This is a genomic window from Streptomyces sp. NPDC001594 (assembly GCF_042893675.1).
GTDB lineage: Bacteria > Actinomycetota > Actinomycetes > Streptomycetales > Streptomycetaceae > Streptomyces.
In genome coordinates this window covers 301081-315335 of sequence record NZ_JBIAVB010000003.1, presented here as the reverse complement: position 1 = coordinate 315335, position 14255 = coordinate 301081, and the positions used below count along the sequence as shown (strand labels likewise).

The 14255-nt window shown below is 73.6% G+C and carries 16 protein-coding genes and 1 riboswitch; of the genes, 6 read left to right on the top strand and 10 right to left on the bottom strand.

The window, feature by feature from the left end; translation table 11 throughout:
• Positions 1-366 precede the first annotated feature (366 nt).
• Complete coding sequence (locus tag ACFY0O_RS07745) at positions 367-732, bottom strand: hypothetical protein (protein ID WP_388944024.1); 366 nt, start codon at positions 730-732, stop codon at positions 367-369.
• A gap of 14 nt (positions 733-746) precedes the next feature.
• The gene (locus ACFY0O_RS07740; RefSeq protein ID WP_388944023.1) at positions 747-2003 is read right to left on the bottom strand and encodes a helix-turn-helix transcriptional regulator; all 1257 of its coding nucleotides are present in this window, start codon (positions 2001-2003) and stop codon (positions 747-749) included.
• Positions 2004-2322: 319 nt separating this feature from the next.
• On the opposite strand from ACFY0O_RS07740, the gene ACFY0O_RS07735 reads away from it, so the two are divergent.
• Complete coding sequence (locus tag ACFY0O_RS07735; protein ID WP_388944021.1) at positions 2323-2580, top strand: hypothetical protein; 258 nt, start codon at positions 2323-2325, stop codon at positions 2578-2580.
• Positions 2581-2939: 359 nt separating this feature from the next.
• Here ACFY0O_RS07735 and ACFY0O_RS07730 read toward each other — a convergent pair whose 3' ends face one another.
• From ACFY0O_RS07730 to thiO, 3 genes are all read right to left on the bottom strand, one after another.
• Positions 2940-3734: a thiazole synthase gene (locus ACFY0O_RS07730; protein WP_388944018.1), complete on the bottom strand. Its 795-nt coding sequence runs from the start codon at positions 3732-3734 to the stop codon at positions 2940-2942.
• Between the two features lie 5 nt (positions 3735-3739).
• On the bottom strand, positions 3740-3940 hold the full coding sequence (gene thiS, locus ACFY0O_RS07725) for a sulfur carrier protein ThiS (RefSeq protein ID WP_358898620.1): 201 nt from the start codon (positions 3938-3940) through the stop codon (positions 3740-3742).
• On the bottom strand, positions 3937-5169 hold the full coding sequence (thiO, locus tag ACFY0O_RS07720; protein ID WP_388944016.1) for a glycine oxidase ThiO: 1233 nt from the start codon (positions 5167-5169) through the stop codon (positions 3937-3939). Before thiO ends, thiS begins: the two co-directional genes overlap by 4 nt.
• Positions 5167-5279: riboswitch (TPP riboswitch) on the bottom strand. It overlaps the preceding gene by 3 nt.
• A 197-nt stretch (positions 5280-5476) precedes the next feature.
• On the opposite strand from thiO, the gene ACFY0O_RS07715 reads away from it, so the two are divergent.
• The 5 genes from ACFY0O_RS07715 to ACFY0O_RS07695 all read left to right on the top strand — a co-directional run bounded on the left by ACFY0O_RS07715 (position 5477) and on the right by ACFY0O_RS07695 (position 9936).
• Positions 5477-6643, top strand: coding sequence for an NAD(P)/FAD-dependent oxidoreductase (locus ACFY0O_RS07715; RefSeq protein WP_388944537.1), 1167 nt, complete (start codon positions 5477-5479; stop codon positions 6641-6643).
• A 206-nt stretch (positions 6644-6849) separates the two neighbouring features.
• On the top strand, positions 6850-7215 hold the full coding sequence (locus ACFY0O_RS07710) for an Rv2175c family DNA-binding protein (protein ID WP_042803199.1): 366 nt from the start codon (positions 6850-6852) through the stop codon (positions 7213-7215).
• A gap of 77 nt (positions 7216-7292) precedes the next feature.
• Positions 7293-7940: a thiamine phosphate synthase gene (thiE, locus tag ACFY0O_RS07705; protein ID WP_388944013.1), complete on the top strand. Its 648-nt coding sequence runs from the start codon at positions 7293-7295 to the stop codon at positions 7938-7940.
• A 138-nt stretch (positions 7941-8078) separates the two neighbouring features.
• Positions 8079-8993, top strand: coding sequence for a methylenetetrahydrofolate reductase [NAD(P)H] (metF, locus tag ACFY0O_RS07700; protein WP_388944011.1), 915 nt, complete (start codon positions 8079-8081; stop codon positions 8991-8993).
• Positions 8994-9045: 52 nt separating this feature from the next.
• On the top strand, positions 9046-9936 hold the full coding sequence (locus ACFY0O_RS07695; protein ID WP_388944008.1) for a hypothetical protein: 891 nt from the start codon (positions 9046-9048) through the stop codon (positions 9934-9936).
• A gap of 75 nt (positions 9937-10011) precedes the next feature.
• Here the strand turns inward: ACFY0O_RS07695 and ACFY0O_RS07690 are convergent, their stop codons facing one another.
• The 5 genes from ACFY0O_RS07690 to ACFY0O_RS07670 all read right to left on the bottom strand — a co-directional run bounded on the left by ACFY0O_RS07690 (position 10012) and on the right by ACFY0O_RS07670 (position 14233).
• Positions 10012-11445 carry a phytoene desaturase family protein gene (locus tag ACFY0O_RS07690; RefSeq protein ID WP_388944005.1) on the bottom strand — a complete coding sequence of 478 codons (1434 nt, stop codon included), beginning with the start codon at positions 11443-11445 and terminating at the stop codon, positions 10012-10014.
• A gap of 51 nt (positions 11446-11496) precedes the next feature.
• Entirely contained in the window at positions 11497-12111 is a 615-nt protein-coding gene (locus tag ACFY0O_RS07685) for a DUF4126 domain-containing protein (RefSeq protein WP_388944002.1), read from the bottom strand.
• A gap of 90 nt (positions 12112-12201) precedes the next feature.
• Positions 12202-12603 (bottom strand): DUF3040 domain-containing protein, encoded by a 402-nt coding sequence (locus tag ACFY0O_RS07680; RefSeq protein WP_358898606.1) that lies wholly within the window; start codon positions 12601-12603, stop codon positions 12202-12204.
• A 312-nt stretch (positions 12604-12915) separates the two neighbouring features.
• On the bottom strand, positions 12916-13674 hold the full coding sequence (locus ACFY0O_RS07675; protein ID WP_388944000.1) for a class I SAM-dependent methyltransferase: 759 nt from the start codon (positions 13672-13674) through the stop codon (positions 12916-12918).
• A gap of 76 nt (positions 13675-13750) precedes the next feature.
• The gene (locus ACFY0O_RS07670) at positions 13751-14233 is read right to left on the bottom strand and encodes an SAV_6107 family HEPN domain-containing protein (RefSeq protein ID WP_388943996.1); all 483 of its coding nucleotides are present in this window, start codon (positions 14231-14233) and stop codon (positions 13751-13753) included.
• Positions 14234-14255: the final 22 nt, after the last annotated feature.

Sequence of the window (14255 nt, the reverse complement as noted above, 5' to 3'; positions counted from 1 at the left end):
GTGCGTCCACGCTTGCAGCGCAGCCGTGACATGCGGGGGGCGGGGGCGGACGGTACGGGGCTCGTGGCGCGGGCCCGCCATCGCCCCCTCGAGGGGTAGGGGCGGGCCGGCGGCTGCCCACCCGCCTCCCCGGGTGCGGGTGGGTGGGGCCGGGGGCGGGCTCGCCGGGCATCCGGCCCCTCACAGCCCTGATTCCGGGCCGGGGCGCGTCTACCCGCACGATAAGGCGACGAGATCGTCCTGCGGCGCACCCAAGCGCCCCAGATCGCTACGCGCTCCTCTGATCTCGGCGTCCGGCGGCCGTCCGGGGCTGATATCCGCACCGATGGACACCGGGCCCGACAGGCGGAGGGCGGCGGCACCACCTCAGGTGAGGGACTTCTCGATGGCCTCGAAGATGTCCGCGTCGGTCTCCTGCTGCCAGGACGGAAGGTCCGGCCAGTCAGCCACGTAGCCCGGCTTCGGAGCGTCGAAGTGCTTGAACATCTGGGCGGTCCAGCACATGGCGACGAACCGGCCCTTCTGCTCGCGGGAGAGCCGGTCCGTCTTGCCGCCGCTGATCTCGATGAACTGGCGCACCTGCGCGTATACGGCACCTGCTGCCTCGCGCTCCCACTCCGGCGTGTCCGCCCATGGGGTCACGTACCCGGCCTTCGGCTCGCCGGGGAAGTGCTGATGCACCCCCGCGATCCAGGCTTCCCGGAACAGCCGTGCGCCTTCGGTCTGCGACATGCCAATCCCTCTCGTCACGATGCTCTCAACGCGGCGATCTCCGCCCCCAGCTCCGCAATGCGGTGATTTCGACTCAGCGGGCCGAACTCGTCGCCCAGGCTTCGGAGTCTACGGATGATGTACCCCGATGATGACGCCCGGGCGAGGCCCAGTGCTTCACGGGCGTACGTCACCACCTGGTCGGGATCCTGATGTCTGGCCCCGATTACTGCCAGGTCGGCCAGTACAGCTCCCCTTCGGCGATACGAGTGCCCGATGGCCAGTGAGCTCTGGTCCAACGCCTTCTTGAGTGCTTCCTCTGCCAGGTCGAAGCGTCCGAGCTGTACGTATCGCGCACCGCGCTCCTCGGCCAGTCGTGTGCCGTCGAAACGGAGCCATCCGCCGTTCGAGCTGCCTTCGGGAAGGTCCTGAACTTCCTCCGCCCGGGCAAGGGCCTCCTCGCATCCGGCCAGGTCCCCCACGCCAGCCAGGGCCTCCGCCAGTACCGACGCCACCCAGTGTCGCGTGGACAGGGCGCTGTCGCCCCTGACCGCGACGCGCTCCGCAGCGCGCAAGACCTCGACCGCTTCGCGATACCGCTGCTCGGAGATGTCCACGTAGGCGTGACGTACGAGTGCACACGCCCACAGGTCGTATGCTCCGGCCTCCTTGCTCACGGACGCAGCCAGTGCGTAGGAGGCCGCCGCGTTCGAATACCGGTTGGCGTCGAAGGCCACTTCACCGGCTAGTTGGAAGAGATCGGCCGCTGCGTTGAGGAGCGGAAACGAGTTCCCGCGCCGTGCGCCGGACAGGGCCTCCCGCAGCGTTGCCAGCTGGTCTCGAACCACGGGATAGACCGTTCCCTTGGTCCGCGCGAGTTGGTAGACCTGCCACAGGTGGCTGTTCATCCGGGCGAAGTCCGCCGGGTTGCCCCTGTATACGCCGTCGGCCAGCGCCTCTGCCTCGTCAAGTGGGAGGACGGTCAACGCGCCGCTGACAGTGAGTATGCGGAGAAATTCACGGCGGATCATCTCGTCGGGGTCTCCCGAGCTCGGGTGGTCACTGGCTTTCGGCCGTCCGGCCCCCCGCTCTACAGCTTGTGACGGCGCAAGGAGGGCTTCCAGGTCTTGGAGGCTGATTTTCAGAGTGCTTGCCAAGGCCAGCCGCTGACACGGCTGGGGTGAGGTCTTGCCACTCTCCCAGCGTCCAACCGTTGTGCGGTCCACGCCGAGCAACTCGGCCATTTTTTCCTGACTGTAGCCCAGGGTCTTGCGCTGTTCTGCCAGTCCCATACGACCCCTTCTTGCGCCTCTGGGCCTGTTGGGTCCCGTGCACGGATCTGCGTCAAGCCTGCCGCATGAATGCCGTGGAGGTCCTCTACTCGGGCAGCTTTCGTGGGTGTTGTGGCAAACGACGTGGCTGTGGAACTACGGAAGGGTGCAGACATGCCAATGCCCAATATCGATCGGAGTTGCGGACACGACGCGTTCTGCACCTCCTCGGACAAGCCCTTGCCCAGGGTGATGGCCATGAGTGAACCCAGCGCCGATCTCCTGGACCGCGCGCTCGCCGGCTGGGAGCGCTTCCTCCACACCTTTGAGGCGGCGTCCGATGAGTGAGCAGTACGAGTACGTCCCGCACCGCCTCCTGCGCCGCCGTGTCCGCGACATCGCCTCCGGCGCCGAGGGTGAGCTGATGGCTGTGATCAACGAGAACGTCTCGGACTCCGCCACCTACGAGCGCTGGATGGAACTGGCCTACATCCGGGGCGCGTCCGGCCGCGAATTCACCACCGCCGTCGAGAACGTCCTGCCCGCCTATGACCAGCCCATGACGGGCGGCGGACGCCGAGATCAGAGGAGCGCGTAGCGATCGGATGCGCCCGCCGGTTCCTCAGGGCGCTCTGGTCGTCCTGGGGTGCGGGTATCAGCCCCGGACGGCCGCCGGACGCCGGGAAGTGGGGAGCGCGTAGCGATCTGGGGCGCTTGGGTGCTTCGCAGGACGATCTCGTCGCCTTTTCGTGCGGGTAGACGCGCCCCGGCCCGGAATCAGGGCTGTGAGGGGCCGGATGCCCGGCGAGCCGGGCCCCGGCCCCGCCCCCCAGCCCACCCACCCGCACCTGGGAGGCGGGTGGGCAGCCGCCGGCCCGCCCCTGCCCCTCGAGGGGGCGATGGCGGGCCCGCGCCGGGAGCCCCGTACCACCCGGGCCCGCGCCGTGCGGCCCCGGGTCAGAACGCCGGCCGCTCCGGGTCCAGGGTGGCGCGGCCGTCCATCGGGGACGAGGCTTCCGCGAAGCGGCGTGGGGGGATGCGGCCCGCTCGGTGGGCCAGGCGGCCCGCCGAGACGGCGTCGCGCATGGCCGCCGCCATCAGGGCCGGCTCCTGGGCCCGGGTCACCGCCGAGGCCAGCATGACCGCCGCGCAGCCCAGCTCCATCGCCAGGGCGGCGTCCGAGGCCGTGCCGGCTCCCGCGTCCAGGATGACCGGGACCCCGGCCCGCTCCACGATCAGCTCGAAGTTGTGCGGGTTGCGGATGCCCATGCCGGAGCCGATGGGGGAGCCCAGCGGCATGATCGCCGCGCAGCCCACGTCCTCCAGTTTCCGGGCCAGCACCGGGTCGTCGTTGGTGTACGGGAGGACCGTGAAGCCCTCGTCGACCAGGACCTCCGCCGCGTCGAGCAGTTCCACGCCGTCCGGCAGGAGGGTCCGTTCGTCCGCGACCACCTCCAGCTTGATCCAGTCCGTGCCCAGGGCCTCCCGCGCCAGCCGGGCCGTCAGGACGGCCTCCCCGGCGGTGAAGCAGCCCGCCGTGTTGGGGAGGACCGCGATGCCGAGCCGGGACAGCACCGACAGGACCGACCCCTGCACCGTCGGGTCCAGGCGGCGCATCGCCACCGTGGTCAGCTCGGTGCCGGAGGCGACCAGGGCGCGCTCCAGCATCTCCAGGCTCGGGGCGCCGCCCGTGCCCATGATCAGGCGGGAGGAGAAGGTCCGGCCGCCCAGGGTGAACAGGTCGTCGGCCATGGTGCTCAGCCTCCCTGGACCGCGGTGAGGACCTCGATCCGGTCGCCGTCGCCGACCGGGGTCAGGGGCCACCGGCCGCGCGGGACGACCGTCTCGTTGAGGGCGGCGGCCACGCCGGAGGGGGCCGCGGTGAGGGTGGCGACCACCGCGTCGAGGGTGGTGCCGGCCGCGACCTCGCGCGGCTCGCCGTTGACGGAGATGGTCATGCGAACGACTCCTGACGTGCGGGGGAGAAGCGGCGGGGGGAGAAGGGGCGGGCGATCTCCGGCACGGCGCCGGTGGTCAGCAGCTCCGCCATCACGTCGCCGGTGAGCGGGGTCAGCAGTACCCCGTTGCGGTAGTGGCCGGTGGACAGGTGCAGTCCGGGCAGGTCGGTCGGGCCGAGCAGCGGCGCGTTGTCGGGGGAGCACGGGCGCAGCCCGGCCCGGGTCTCGACGAGCGGCAGCTCGGTGATGCCGGGGACCAGCTCGTGGGCGTCGCGCAGCAGCTCGTAGACCCCGCCGGCGGTGACGGTGGTGTCCCAGCCGAGTTCCTCGCTGGTGGCGCCGACGACGAGTTCGCCGTTCTCGCGCGGGACCAGGTAGACGTGGCTGCCGCGCACCACGGCCCGTACCGTCCGGGACAGGAACGGCGCGTAGGCGGGCGGTACGGCCAGCCGCAGCACCTGTCCCTTGACCGGCCGTACGGGCGGCAGCACCTGCTCCGGTACGCCGTCCAGCCGGCCGCTGAGTGAGCCCGCGGCCAGGACGACCTGGTCGGCGAGGAGCTCGGTGCCGTCGTCGAGGAGCGCCCCGCGGGCCCGGTCGGCGGTGACGAGCAGCCGGCGCGCGCTGGTGCGGTGGATGCGCACCCCGGCCCGTTCGCAGGCGGTGAGCAGGGCGGCGGCGAGGCGGCGCGGGTCGACCTGGTGGTCCCCGTCGACGCGCAGCCCGCCGCGTACCCCCGGGGCGAGCATGGGCTCCAGGCGGCGGCACTCGCGGCCGGTGAGCCACTCGGACTCCAGGCCGCAGCGCCGCTGGAGGGCGTGCAGTTCGCGCAGGTGGAGGCGGTCGTCGGCGTCGAGGGCGACGGCGAGGGTGCCGCAGGCGCGGTAGCCGAGGTCCATGCCGCCGCTGGCTTCGGTGAGCTGGGCGGCGAACTCGGGGTAGCGGGCGGCGGAGGCGAGGTTGAGCCCCAGCAGGGTCTCCTCGCCGTAGTGCAGCTCGGTGACGGCGGCGAGCATGCCGGCCGCGACCCGGGCGGCGCCGCCCCCGGGGTCGGGGTCGGCGAGCGCGGTGCGCAGCCCGTGCCGGGCCGCCTGCCAGGCGGTGACCAGGCCGATGATCCCGCCGCCGATGACGAGGACGTCGTGGCCCCGGTGCCCGGACCGCGGCTCGGACCGCGGCTCGGACCGCTGCCCGGACGGGTGGTCGGGTCCCTTGTCGGATGCGTGCATGGGCGTCCAGCCCCTCCCTTCGCCGGCATGACCCGGATCAGGTTCGTACGGTCGGAGGCCGGCCAGCCTCCCTCTCAGCCCGGTGCGCCCGGACTCCCGCGATAGGTACGGTGGCCAGACTAACCCCGGGGCCGGTGGCGGGTAAGGCTGCCTCCCCGCGGTGGACGCCCCCCGCTTTCCTGACGGGTCGTCAGGTGGCTAGGCTGAGCGTGTGATCGAGCAGACGCAGCAGCAGACGCGGCAGCAGCCGGAACAGACGGGACAGACGGGACGGGCGGAGCCCGGTGTCGTGATCGTCGGCGCCGGAATGGCCGGCGTGCAGACGGCGGTGGCCCTGCGGGAACAGGGCTGGACCGGCCCCGTGACCCTGCTGGGCGCCGAACCCCACCAGCCCTACGACCGCCCCCCGCTCTCCAAGGCGGTGCTGCTCGGCAAGGCCGAGGACTCCGCCTTCGACGTCGACTTCGAAGGCCTGCGCATCACCCTGCGCCTGGGCGTCGAGGTCACGGGCCTGCGCGCCGCCGACCACGAGCTGGACACCGAGGCCGGCCCCGTGCCCTACGAGGTCCTCGTCCTGGCCACCGGGGCCACCCCGCTGACCCTGCCCGGCACCGGCGGCGTCCCCGGCGTCCACCTGCTGCGCACCCTCGACGACGCCGCCCGGCTGCGCCCCGTGCTGGCCGCCGCCCCCGAGGTCGTCGTGGTCGGGGCGGGCTGGATCGGCGCCGAGTTCGCCACCGCCGCCCGCGAGGCCGGCTGCGCCGTCACCGTCGTCGAGGCGGCCGACCGGGTCCTGGCCGGGGCCCTGCCCGCCGAGGTCGCCGCCCCCATGGCCCGCTGGTACGCCGGGGCCGGGGCCACCCTGCTCACCGGCGCCAAGGTGGCCGGGATCGAGGAGGGCCGGGTGCTCCTCGCGGACGGCGGCGAGCTGCCCGCCGGTGCCGTCGTCGTCGGCATCGGCGCCCGCCCCGCCACCGACTGGCTCGCCGGCAGCGGCGTCGAGCGGGGCCCCGACGGCTCCGTCACCGCCGACGCCCACCTGCGCACCTCCCTGCCCGGGGTGTACGCCGTCGGCGACTGCGCCTCCTTCCCGTCGGCCCGCTACGGGACCCGGCTGCTGGTCCACCACTGGGACAACGCCCTCCAGGGCCCCCGCGCCGTCGCGGCGAACATCGTCGCCGGGGAGCCCGTCCAGGCCTACGACCCGGTGCCGTACTTCTGGTCCGAGCAGTTCGGCCGCTTCGTGCAGTACGCGGGCCACCACGGCGGCGCCGACACCCTGCTGTGGCGCGGCGACCCGGACGGCGAGAGCTGGTCGGTGTGCTGGCTGCGCGGGGGCGCCCTCGTGGCCGTCCTGGCCGTGGGCCGGCCCCGGGACCTGGCCCAGGGGCGCAAGCTGATCGAGGCGGGTACCCGCGTCGACCCGGCCAAGGCGGCCGACCCGGGCGTCCCGCTGAAATCGGCCGTCGCCTGACCGGCGGCACCGGCGGCGGGCGGCCGGGCATCGAGCGGCCCCGGCACCGGGCGGCCCCGGCACCGGCGGCACCGGCGGCGGGCGGCCCGGCAGGGGCCCGTACCCGGACGCGGGCCCCGATCCGGACACATCGCCGCCCACCGGGCCGGACCCGGACGGACGGGGCCGGGTACCGACCGCCCCGCAGAGGTGGCAGGCTTGTGTCCGTGACCGAGATTGACGCAAAGATCGATGCCCTCGTCCCCTCCTGGCTGTACCTCCCCGACATCGCGGAGATGCTCGACATCGAGGTGACCCGGGTCCGCCAGATGGTCAAGGAAGGGCAGCTGATCGCCGTACGCCGGGGCGAGAACCGCGCCCTGCAGGTTCCGGCCCAGTTCATCGACGGCGACAAGGTCGTCAAGGGACTGGTCGGCCTGCTGACCGTACTGCGCGACGACCGCTTCTCCGACGAGGAGATGCTGGAGTGGCTCTTCACCGAGGACCCCTCCCTGCCCGGCACCCCCGTGCAGGCGCTGCGCGAGAACCGCGGCACGGAGGTGAAGCGCCGCGCCCAGGCGCTCGCCCTCTGAGCGGCTGAGCCACGGAGGCGGGCGGGCCGGGTACCCTCGGCCCGCCCGCATTCCACCACCACCAGGGGGGTACTCCCATGCAGTCGACGCAGCAGCTGTCCGACGCCCGGCTCTACCTGTGCACGGACGCCCGCAAGCGCCAGGGGGACCTCCCCGAGTTCCTCGACGCAGTCCTGGCCGGCGGCGTCGACATCGTCCAGCTCCGCGACAAGGGCATGGAGGCCGGCGAGGAACTCGAACACCTCCAGGTCTTCGCCGAGGCCGCCCGCCGCCACGGCAAGCTCCTCGCGGTGAACGACCGCGCCGACGTCGCGCACGCCATCGGCTCCGACGTCCTGCACCTCGGCCAGGGCGACATCCCGGTCCCCGCCGCCCGCGCCATCCTCGGCCGGGAGGTCCTGATCGGCCGCTCCTGCCACGCCGAGTCCGAGGTCGACGCCGCCGTCGCCGAACCGGGCGTGGACTACTTCTGCACGGGCCCCTGCTGGCCCACCCCCACCAAGCCCGGCCGCCACGCCCCGGGCCTCGGCCTCGTGCGCTACGCGGCCTCCCGGGAGACGGACCGCCCCTGGTTCGCCATCGGCGGCATCGACGCCGGGAACCTGGACGAGCTCCTCGACGCCGGGGCCACCCGGGTCGTGGTCGTCCGCGCCATCACCGAGGCCGCCGACCCCGGCGCCGCCGCCGCCGACCTGGCCAAGCGCGTCCGCGCCCGTCTGGACTGACGGATCCCGCGCGGCCGGTCCCGTCGCGCACTCGCGGGCGGCTCGGGCCGCGCTCGGGCGGGCGCCCCGGTGTCCAAAAATCTGTCCAATGGATGGACAGCGCTTCGGCGTCCGGCAGGGCGCGTCTAACCTGCCCGTATGGCCCTTGGTACCGCTTCCACCTGGTCGGACCGTGCACACACGGTCCGCGACCTCCTCGCGTCCGGAGCCTCGTATTCCTTCGAGTTCTGGGCCCCCCGAACCGAGAAGGGTGAGCGCAACCTCTGGAACGCGCTCCGCCGGATCGAGGCGGTCGCCCCGAGCTTCGTCTCCGTCACGTACGGGGCCGGCGGCTCCACCCGGGGCGGCACCGTCCGCGCCACCCAGCAGATCGCCGCCGACACCACCCTGACCCCCGTCGCGCACCTCACCGCCGTGGACCACTCCATCGCCGAGCTGCGCCACGTGATCGGCCAGTTCGCCGACGCCGGCATCCGCAACATGCTCGCGCTGCGCGGGGACCCGCCGGGCGACCCCATGGGCCCGTGGGTCAGGCACCCCGAGGGCGTGGACTACGCGGCCGACCTCGTGCGCCTGGTCAAGGAGTCCGGCGACTTCTGCGTCGGCGTCGCGGCCTTCCCCGAGATGCACCCCCGCTCCGAGAGCTGGGATACGGACATCCGGCACTTCGTGGACAAGTGCCGCGCAGGGGCGGACTACGCCATCACCCAGATGTTCTTCGATCCCGAGCATTATCTGCAGCTGCGCGACCGGGTCCAGAAGGCGGGCTGCGAGACCCCGATCATCCCCGAAGTCATGCCTGTTGTGGGCATCAAGCAGCTCGACCGGCTGCCCCAGCTGAGCAACGCGGTCTTCCCCGACGCCGTGAAAGACCGCATGCACGCCGTCAAGGACGATCCGGCCGCTGTACGCTCCATTGGCATCGAGTTCGCCACGGAGTTCTGCGCGCGGCTGCTGTCCGAAGGTGTTCCGGGACTGCACTTCATCACGCTGAACAATTCCACGGCGACCCTCGAAATCTACGAGAACCTGGGCCTGCACCAGCGGGCCTGATCGGCCGTCTCCCGTCTCCCGCGCGGTACGGCCGTACCGAGAGGGGCCTTGCATGGGAATGACGGTCCTCTACATCGCGTTCGCTTTCGTCGCGTTGTGGCTGCTTGCCGAGGTCCTGATGCAGTACAAGGCCCGGCTGCGCTGGCGCCTGCTCGCCTTCGCCGGGTTCCTCGGCGTCGTCGCCGGGGTCATACTGCCGTCGGTGCTCGTCATCGCCGTCGGCGCGGCGGCCTTCGCCGTCGGCCAGACCCTGGTGACGCTCTCCTTCCGCAAGGGCTTCGTCGCCGGCTGGGCCCTGCGCAAGGGCAAGGACGGCGGCCCCGCACGCCAGGAGGCGCACAGCAGACGCCGCCGCTCCGGGCGCGGCGCGCAGCGCCCGGAGCCCGCGCTGGAGGTGACCGGGCTGGAGTACGGCTCCCCGGACCCGGCCGCCCCGCGCGCCGACGCCCACGAGGACGCCGACGACCGGGACGAGCGCAACGTCTTCGTGCCGCAGCCGGTGCCCGAGGAGACCGGCTCGTACGGGATACAGGGCTTCGCCCCCCAGCAGCAGGACGCCACCACCGCCTTCGCCTCCCCGTTCGCCGCGGACGGGCAGCACGGCGGCCAGCACGCCGCCTACTACGACCCCGGGCAGGGCCAGGGGGGCTACGACTACTCCGGCGGGTACCCGGCGGGCGACCAGCAGGTCTACGCCGCCTACTCCGACCCGTACATCGGCACCGGCGGGGCCGTCTCCCCGGGCCAGCCGTACGACTACCCGCACTACGACCCCGCCCAGCAGCAGTACTCCATGGACACCCCGCCCGGCGGGGTGTGGGTCCCGCAGCAGCGCGCCACCGACGCGGCCCCGCAGCCCTACCCGGAGCAGGACCCGCAGCAGCAGCCGCAGCAGGGGTACCCGTACCAGGGCAACGGCGAGTACGGGCAGTACCGCCACTGAGGTGGACCGAACGGGGGAGGGCCCGGCTCGCACGAGCCGGGCCCTCCCCCGTTCGGCGCCCCCGGCGCCGGAGGCTCACTGCGAGCCGCGGAACTCCGCCCCCTCGACGATCAGGCCGGCCACCAGGGCCCCCGTCATCCCCGCGTGCGCGAGCCCGCCGCCGGGGTGCGCCCAGCCGCCCGCGAGGTACAGCCCGGGCAGCCCCGTGGCGTTGGCCGGGTACAGCAGGCGTCCGCCGTCGCCGGGCAGGGCCGGGGCGGGCACCGAGCCGCCGACGGCGCCCGTGGCCGTCTCCACGTGCTCCGGGGTGCGCACCTCCTGCCACAGCAGCCGCTTGCGCAGGTCGGGGACGGCCCGTGCGGCGAGGTCCAGCAGCTTCTCCGGATCCGGCACCGCGGCCCCGCCGGCGGGGCCGCAGACGGCGCTGACGGTGACCGCCTCGTGGTCCGCGTCGGGCCGGGTGGACGGGTCGTCCGGGCGCAGCACCGTGACGAGCTGGACGGCGGCGGAGCCGGGGGAGTGCACCAGCGTGCGGTGGACGGCGTCCTCGGGGCGGCCGCCGCGCAGGGCGAGCAGCAGGGTCAGCCGGCCGGGCACCGAGCCGCCCCGGGCCGGGACGCTGCCGCGCGGCCAGGACACGGAGCCGGCCGGGAGCTGCCGGGGGTCGATCCCGCAGACCACGGAGTCGGCGGCCGCCTCGGTACCGTCGGCCAGCCGGACCCCGGCCGCCCGGCCGTCGCGGGTCAGGACGCCCTTGACGGCGGCGCCGAAGACGAACTCCACCTTCCGCTCCAGGCAGCGCTCGTACACGGCGGTGGCCAGCTCGCGCATGCCGCCGCGCACGTACCAGGTGCCGAAGGTCTGTTCCATGTACGGCAGGGCCGCCGCGGCGGCGGGCGCCGAGTCGGGGTCGAGCCCGTACGCCAGGACCCGCCCGCGCAGCAGCTCCCCGAGCCCGCCGCCGAGCTCGCGCCGGGCCACCTCGGCCAGGGTCGGCTGGCGGCGGCGCAGCAGGCCGCTGCCGCGCAGCGCCGGGTAGGGGTCGCGGCCCAGGACCTGCCAGTCGGGGCGCAGCGGCTCCTCCAACAGGGGGCGGCGGGTGGCGTCCCAGGTGTCGCGGGCGCGGCCCAGCAGGTCGTTCCAGCGTTCGCCGGCGCCCGTGCCGAAGGTCTCGTCGAGGGCGGCGGCGACGCCGCCCCGGGAGGTGCCGGGGAGGGTGACGGCGGCGTGGTCCAGGACGTGCCGGACGGCCGGGTCCACCTGGACCATCTCGACCAGGTCCTCCAGCGGCCGCTTGCCGGTCTTCACGAACAGGTCGCGGTAGACGGCGGGCAGGTGCAGCAGGCCCGGGCCGGTGTCGAAGGCGAAGCCGTCGCGCTCGAACCGGCCGAGCGCGCCGCCGTAGGTGGAGCCGCGCTCGTAGACCGTCACCTGGTGGCCCGCCACGGCCAGTCGGGCCGCCGTCGCCATCGCGCCCATGCCGGCGCCGATCACCGCAATTCTTGCCATGGCGCTGAGCCTATCGAGCGATCGTCCCCCCTATCGAGCGAGGTCAGCGGGTCAGTACGGGGGAGTCCCGCGGACCGCCGCCAGACGTTTCTCCTCGCGGCGCTGGGCCCGCCGCCTGCGGTAGCGGCGGATCCGGCTCCAGAGGAAGACGATCAGGGCGAGGCCGGCGGCGAGCAGGACGGCCGCGATGACGGCGGCGGCCGTGGGGTGGAACATGGCGAACGTGACGAGTCCGCCGACGCCCAGGTCCTCGGCCGTGCTCAGCACGAGGTTGCTGAAGGGCTCGGGGGAGGTGTTGACGGCCATCCGGGTGCCGGCTTTGACGAGGTGGCTGGCCAGCGCGGTGGAGCCGCCGAGGGCGCCGGCCGCGAGGTCGGGCAGCGAGCCGCTCTGTCCGGCCAGCAGGACGCCGATCACGGCTCCGGAGACCGGGCGGATCACGGTGTGGACGGTGTCCCACACGGAGTCCACGTACGGGATCTTGTCCGCGACGGCCTCGCACAGGAACAGCACGCCCGCCACGACGAGCACGTCGGTGCGCTGGAGGGAGGCCGGGACCTCGTCGGTCAGGCCGGTCGCGCCGAAGACGCCGAGCAGGAGGACCACGGCGTAGGCGTTGATCCCGCTGGCCCAGCCGCTGGTGAAGACCAGGGGGAGCACACTCACACCGGCATCATGCCGCAGGGACGCGGAAAAAGGTGAGGGACGGCCGCGATCGCGCGGCCGTCCCTCACCGGACGGAATGGGGTGCGGGGGCTAATGCCCCTGCTCGTCGCGGCGGCGCTGCCACCGGTCCTCGATACGGGTCATCATCGACCGACGCTGCCGGTTCTGCCCGCGGGCAGAACCGCCTGCACTTCCGGAGACGGGCTGTTCGCCGGGCTTGGGTGCCTTGCGCCAACCGGTGACCACGAGGACCGTACAGGCCAGCATGACGAGGAATCCCACCACGCTGATCCAGAGCACTTCCTGCCAGATCACACCGGTCATGAGGAGCGCGATACCCACCACAATGCCTGCGACTGCCTGGTAGACCCGTCGCCGGGTGTACGTGCGCAGTCCACTGCCCTCAAGCGCTGTCGCGAACTTGGGGTCTTCGGCGTACAGCGCTCGCTCCATCTGCTCGAGCATGCGCTGCTCGTGCTCCGAGAGCGGCACGGGAGTCCTCCTCATCCGTCGGTCGCGGGGGGTAGCGACCAGGGGTCCCCTTCAGGATAGGCGGGGAATCGCCCCCGTGATACCCGCCCTCTACGCCACATTCTGCACATCTCTGAGCGAGAAACCACTGCGTGGACAACCAGGGCCGACCACTGCGTGAAACGTACCGTCACCAGCGCGGTCACTGAGGCGCTTATTCCCCAATGAGAGGTCCGCCATGCCGAGCGGTGGTCCGATCATACGGGTCACGGCGCGGGAACGGAGGGGTCTCGCGCAGGTCACCCCGCGCGAGCGCGTGGATCGGGCGGTGGATCAGGCCGGCTTCTCCCCCAGGACGTGCAGCTGCGTGGCCACCGCGTGGAAGGCGGGCAGCTCGGCGGCGGCCTCCTCCAGGCGCAGCAGCGCCTCCACCGCGCCCGGCTCGGTGTCCACCAGCACGCCGGGCACCAGGTCGGCGAAGACCCGCACCCCGTGCACGGAGCCGACCTCCAGGCCGGCCCCGCCGACGAGTTCCGCGAGCTGCTCGGCGGTGAAGCGGCGCGGCACCGGGTCGCCGGAGCCCCAGCGCCCGGCCGGGTCGGTGAGCGCGGTGCGGGCCTCGGTGAAGTGCCCGGCCAGCGCCCGCGCGAGGACGGCCCCGCCGAGGCCGGCGCCGAGCAGGCTGAGCACGCCGCCGGAGCGCAGCGCGGCCACGGCGTTGGCCACGCCCTCGGCCGGGTCGTCCACGTACTCGAGCACGCCGTGGCAGAGCACCACGTCGTACGCGTCCCGCTCGACGACGTCCAGCAGGCCCTGGGCGTCGCCCTGGACCCCGCGCACCAGGTCGGCGACGCCTTCCTCGGCGACCCGGCGCTCCAGCCCGAACAGGGCGTTCGGGCTGGGGTCGACCACGGTCACCCGGTGGCCCAGCCGGGCGACGGGCACGGCGAACTTGCCGGTGCCGCCGCCGGTGTCGAGGACGTCCAGCACATCCCGCCCGGTCGCCTTCACCCGGCGGTCGAGGGCCTCCTTGAGGACCTCCCACACCACGGCGGTGCGGAGGGAGGCACGGGGGCGGGAAGTGTCCGACACGGCTGATGGCTCCTCGGCGGCGTTGGGTCGGGGTGCGGTGCTTGCCCCACCCTATTGCCTCGGCCGACCGCGCAGCTCATCCCGCGTCCGGACGCTCCGGGCGGGGCTGGGGGAGGGGCTGGACCACGGGCTGCAGCGCGAGCATCCGCTCCACCAGGCGCAGGAACATCCCGGCCTCCCGTACGAGGTCGTCCGCGTCCCGGCCGGAGGCCGCGTCCGGTATACCCGCCTCGGCCCGGGCCCGGCGGGCGGCGCCCGAGGCGAACAGGGCGCTCCACTCGGTCAGCTCCGGCGCGATCTCCGGGAGCACCTCCCACGCGCTGCGGATCCGGGGCCGCCGCCTGGGGTGCACCGGCTCGGGCCGGGCGCGCGCGGCGAGCACCGCCGCGGCGGCGCGCAGGGCGGCGAGGTGCGCGGTGGCGTACCGCTCGTTGGGCCGGGGCAGCAGGGCGGCCTCGGCCAGGCCGCTGCGGGCCTTGGCGAGCAGGTCCAGGGCGGCCGGGGGCGCGGCCGACCTGCGCGGGACGGGGTGGACAGGGGACGGGGACGGTGTGGCCATGACGAACCTCCTGTCGTTGCGT

Coding starts and splice junctions, on each gene's coding strand:
- ACFY0O_RS07745 (WP_388944024.1), bottom strand. CDS start 732: ATGTCGCAGACCGAAGGCGCACGGCTGTTCCGGGAAGCCTGGATCGCG.
- ACFY0O_RS07740 (WP_388944023.1), bottom strand. CDS start 2,003: ATGGGACTGGCAGAACAGCGCAAGACCCTGGGCTACAGTCAGGAAAAA.
- ACFY0O_RS07735 (WP_388944021.1), top strand. CDS start 2,323: ATGAGTGAGCAGTACGAGTACGTCCCGCACCGCCTCCTGCGCCGCCGT.
- ACFY0O_RS07730 (WP_388944018.1), bottom strand. CDS start 3,734: ATGGCCGACGACCTGTTCACCCTGGGCGGCCGGACCTTCTCCTCCCGC.
- thiS (WP_358898620.1), bottom strand. CDS start 3,940: ATGACCATCTCCGTCAACGGCGAGCCGCGCGAGGTCGCGGCCGGCACC.
- thiO (WP_388944016.1), bottom strand. CDS start 5,169: ATGCACGCATCCGACAAGGGACCCGACCACCCGTCCGGGCAGCGGTCC.
- ACFY0O_RS07715 (WP_388944537.1), top strand. CDS start 5,477: ATGGCCGGCGTGCAGACGGCGGTGGCCCTGCGGGAACAGGGCTGGACC.
- thiE (WP_388944013.1), top strand. CDS start 7,293: ATGCAGTCGACGCAGCAGCTGTCCGACGCCCGGCTCTACCTGTGCACG.
- metF (WP_388944011.1), top strand. CDS start 8,079: ATGGCCCTTGGTACCGCTTCCACCTGGTCGGACCGTGCACACACGGTC.
- ACFY0O_RS07695 (WP_388944008.1), top strand. CDS start 9,046: ATGGGAATGACGGTCCTCTACATCGCGTTCGCTTTCGTCGCGTTGTGG.
- ACFY0O_RS07690 (WP_388944005.1), bottom strand. CDS start 11,445: ATGGCAAGAATTGCGGTGATCGGCGCCGGCATGGGCGCGATGGCGACG.
- ACFY0O_RS07670 (WP_388943996.1), bottom strand. CDS start 14,233: ATGGCCACACCGTCCCCGTCCCCTGTCCACCCCGTCCCGCGCAGGTCG.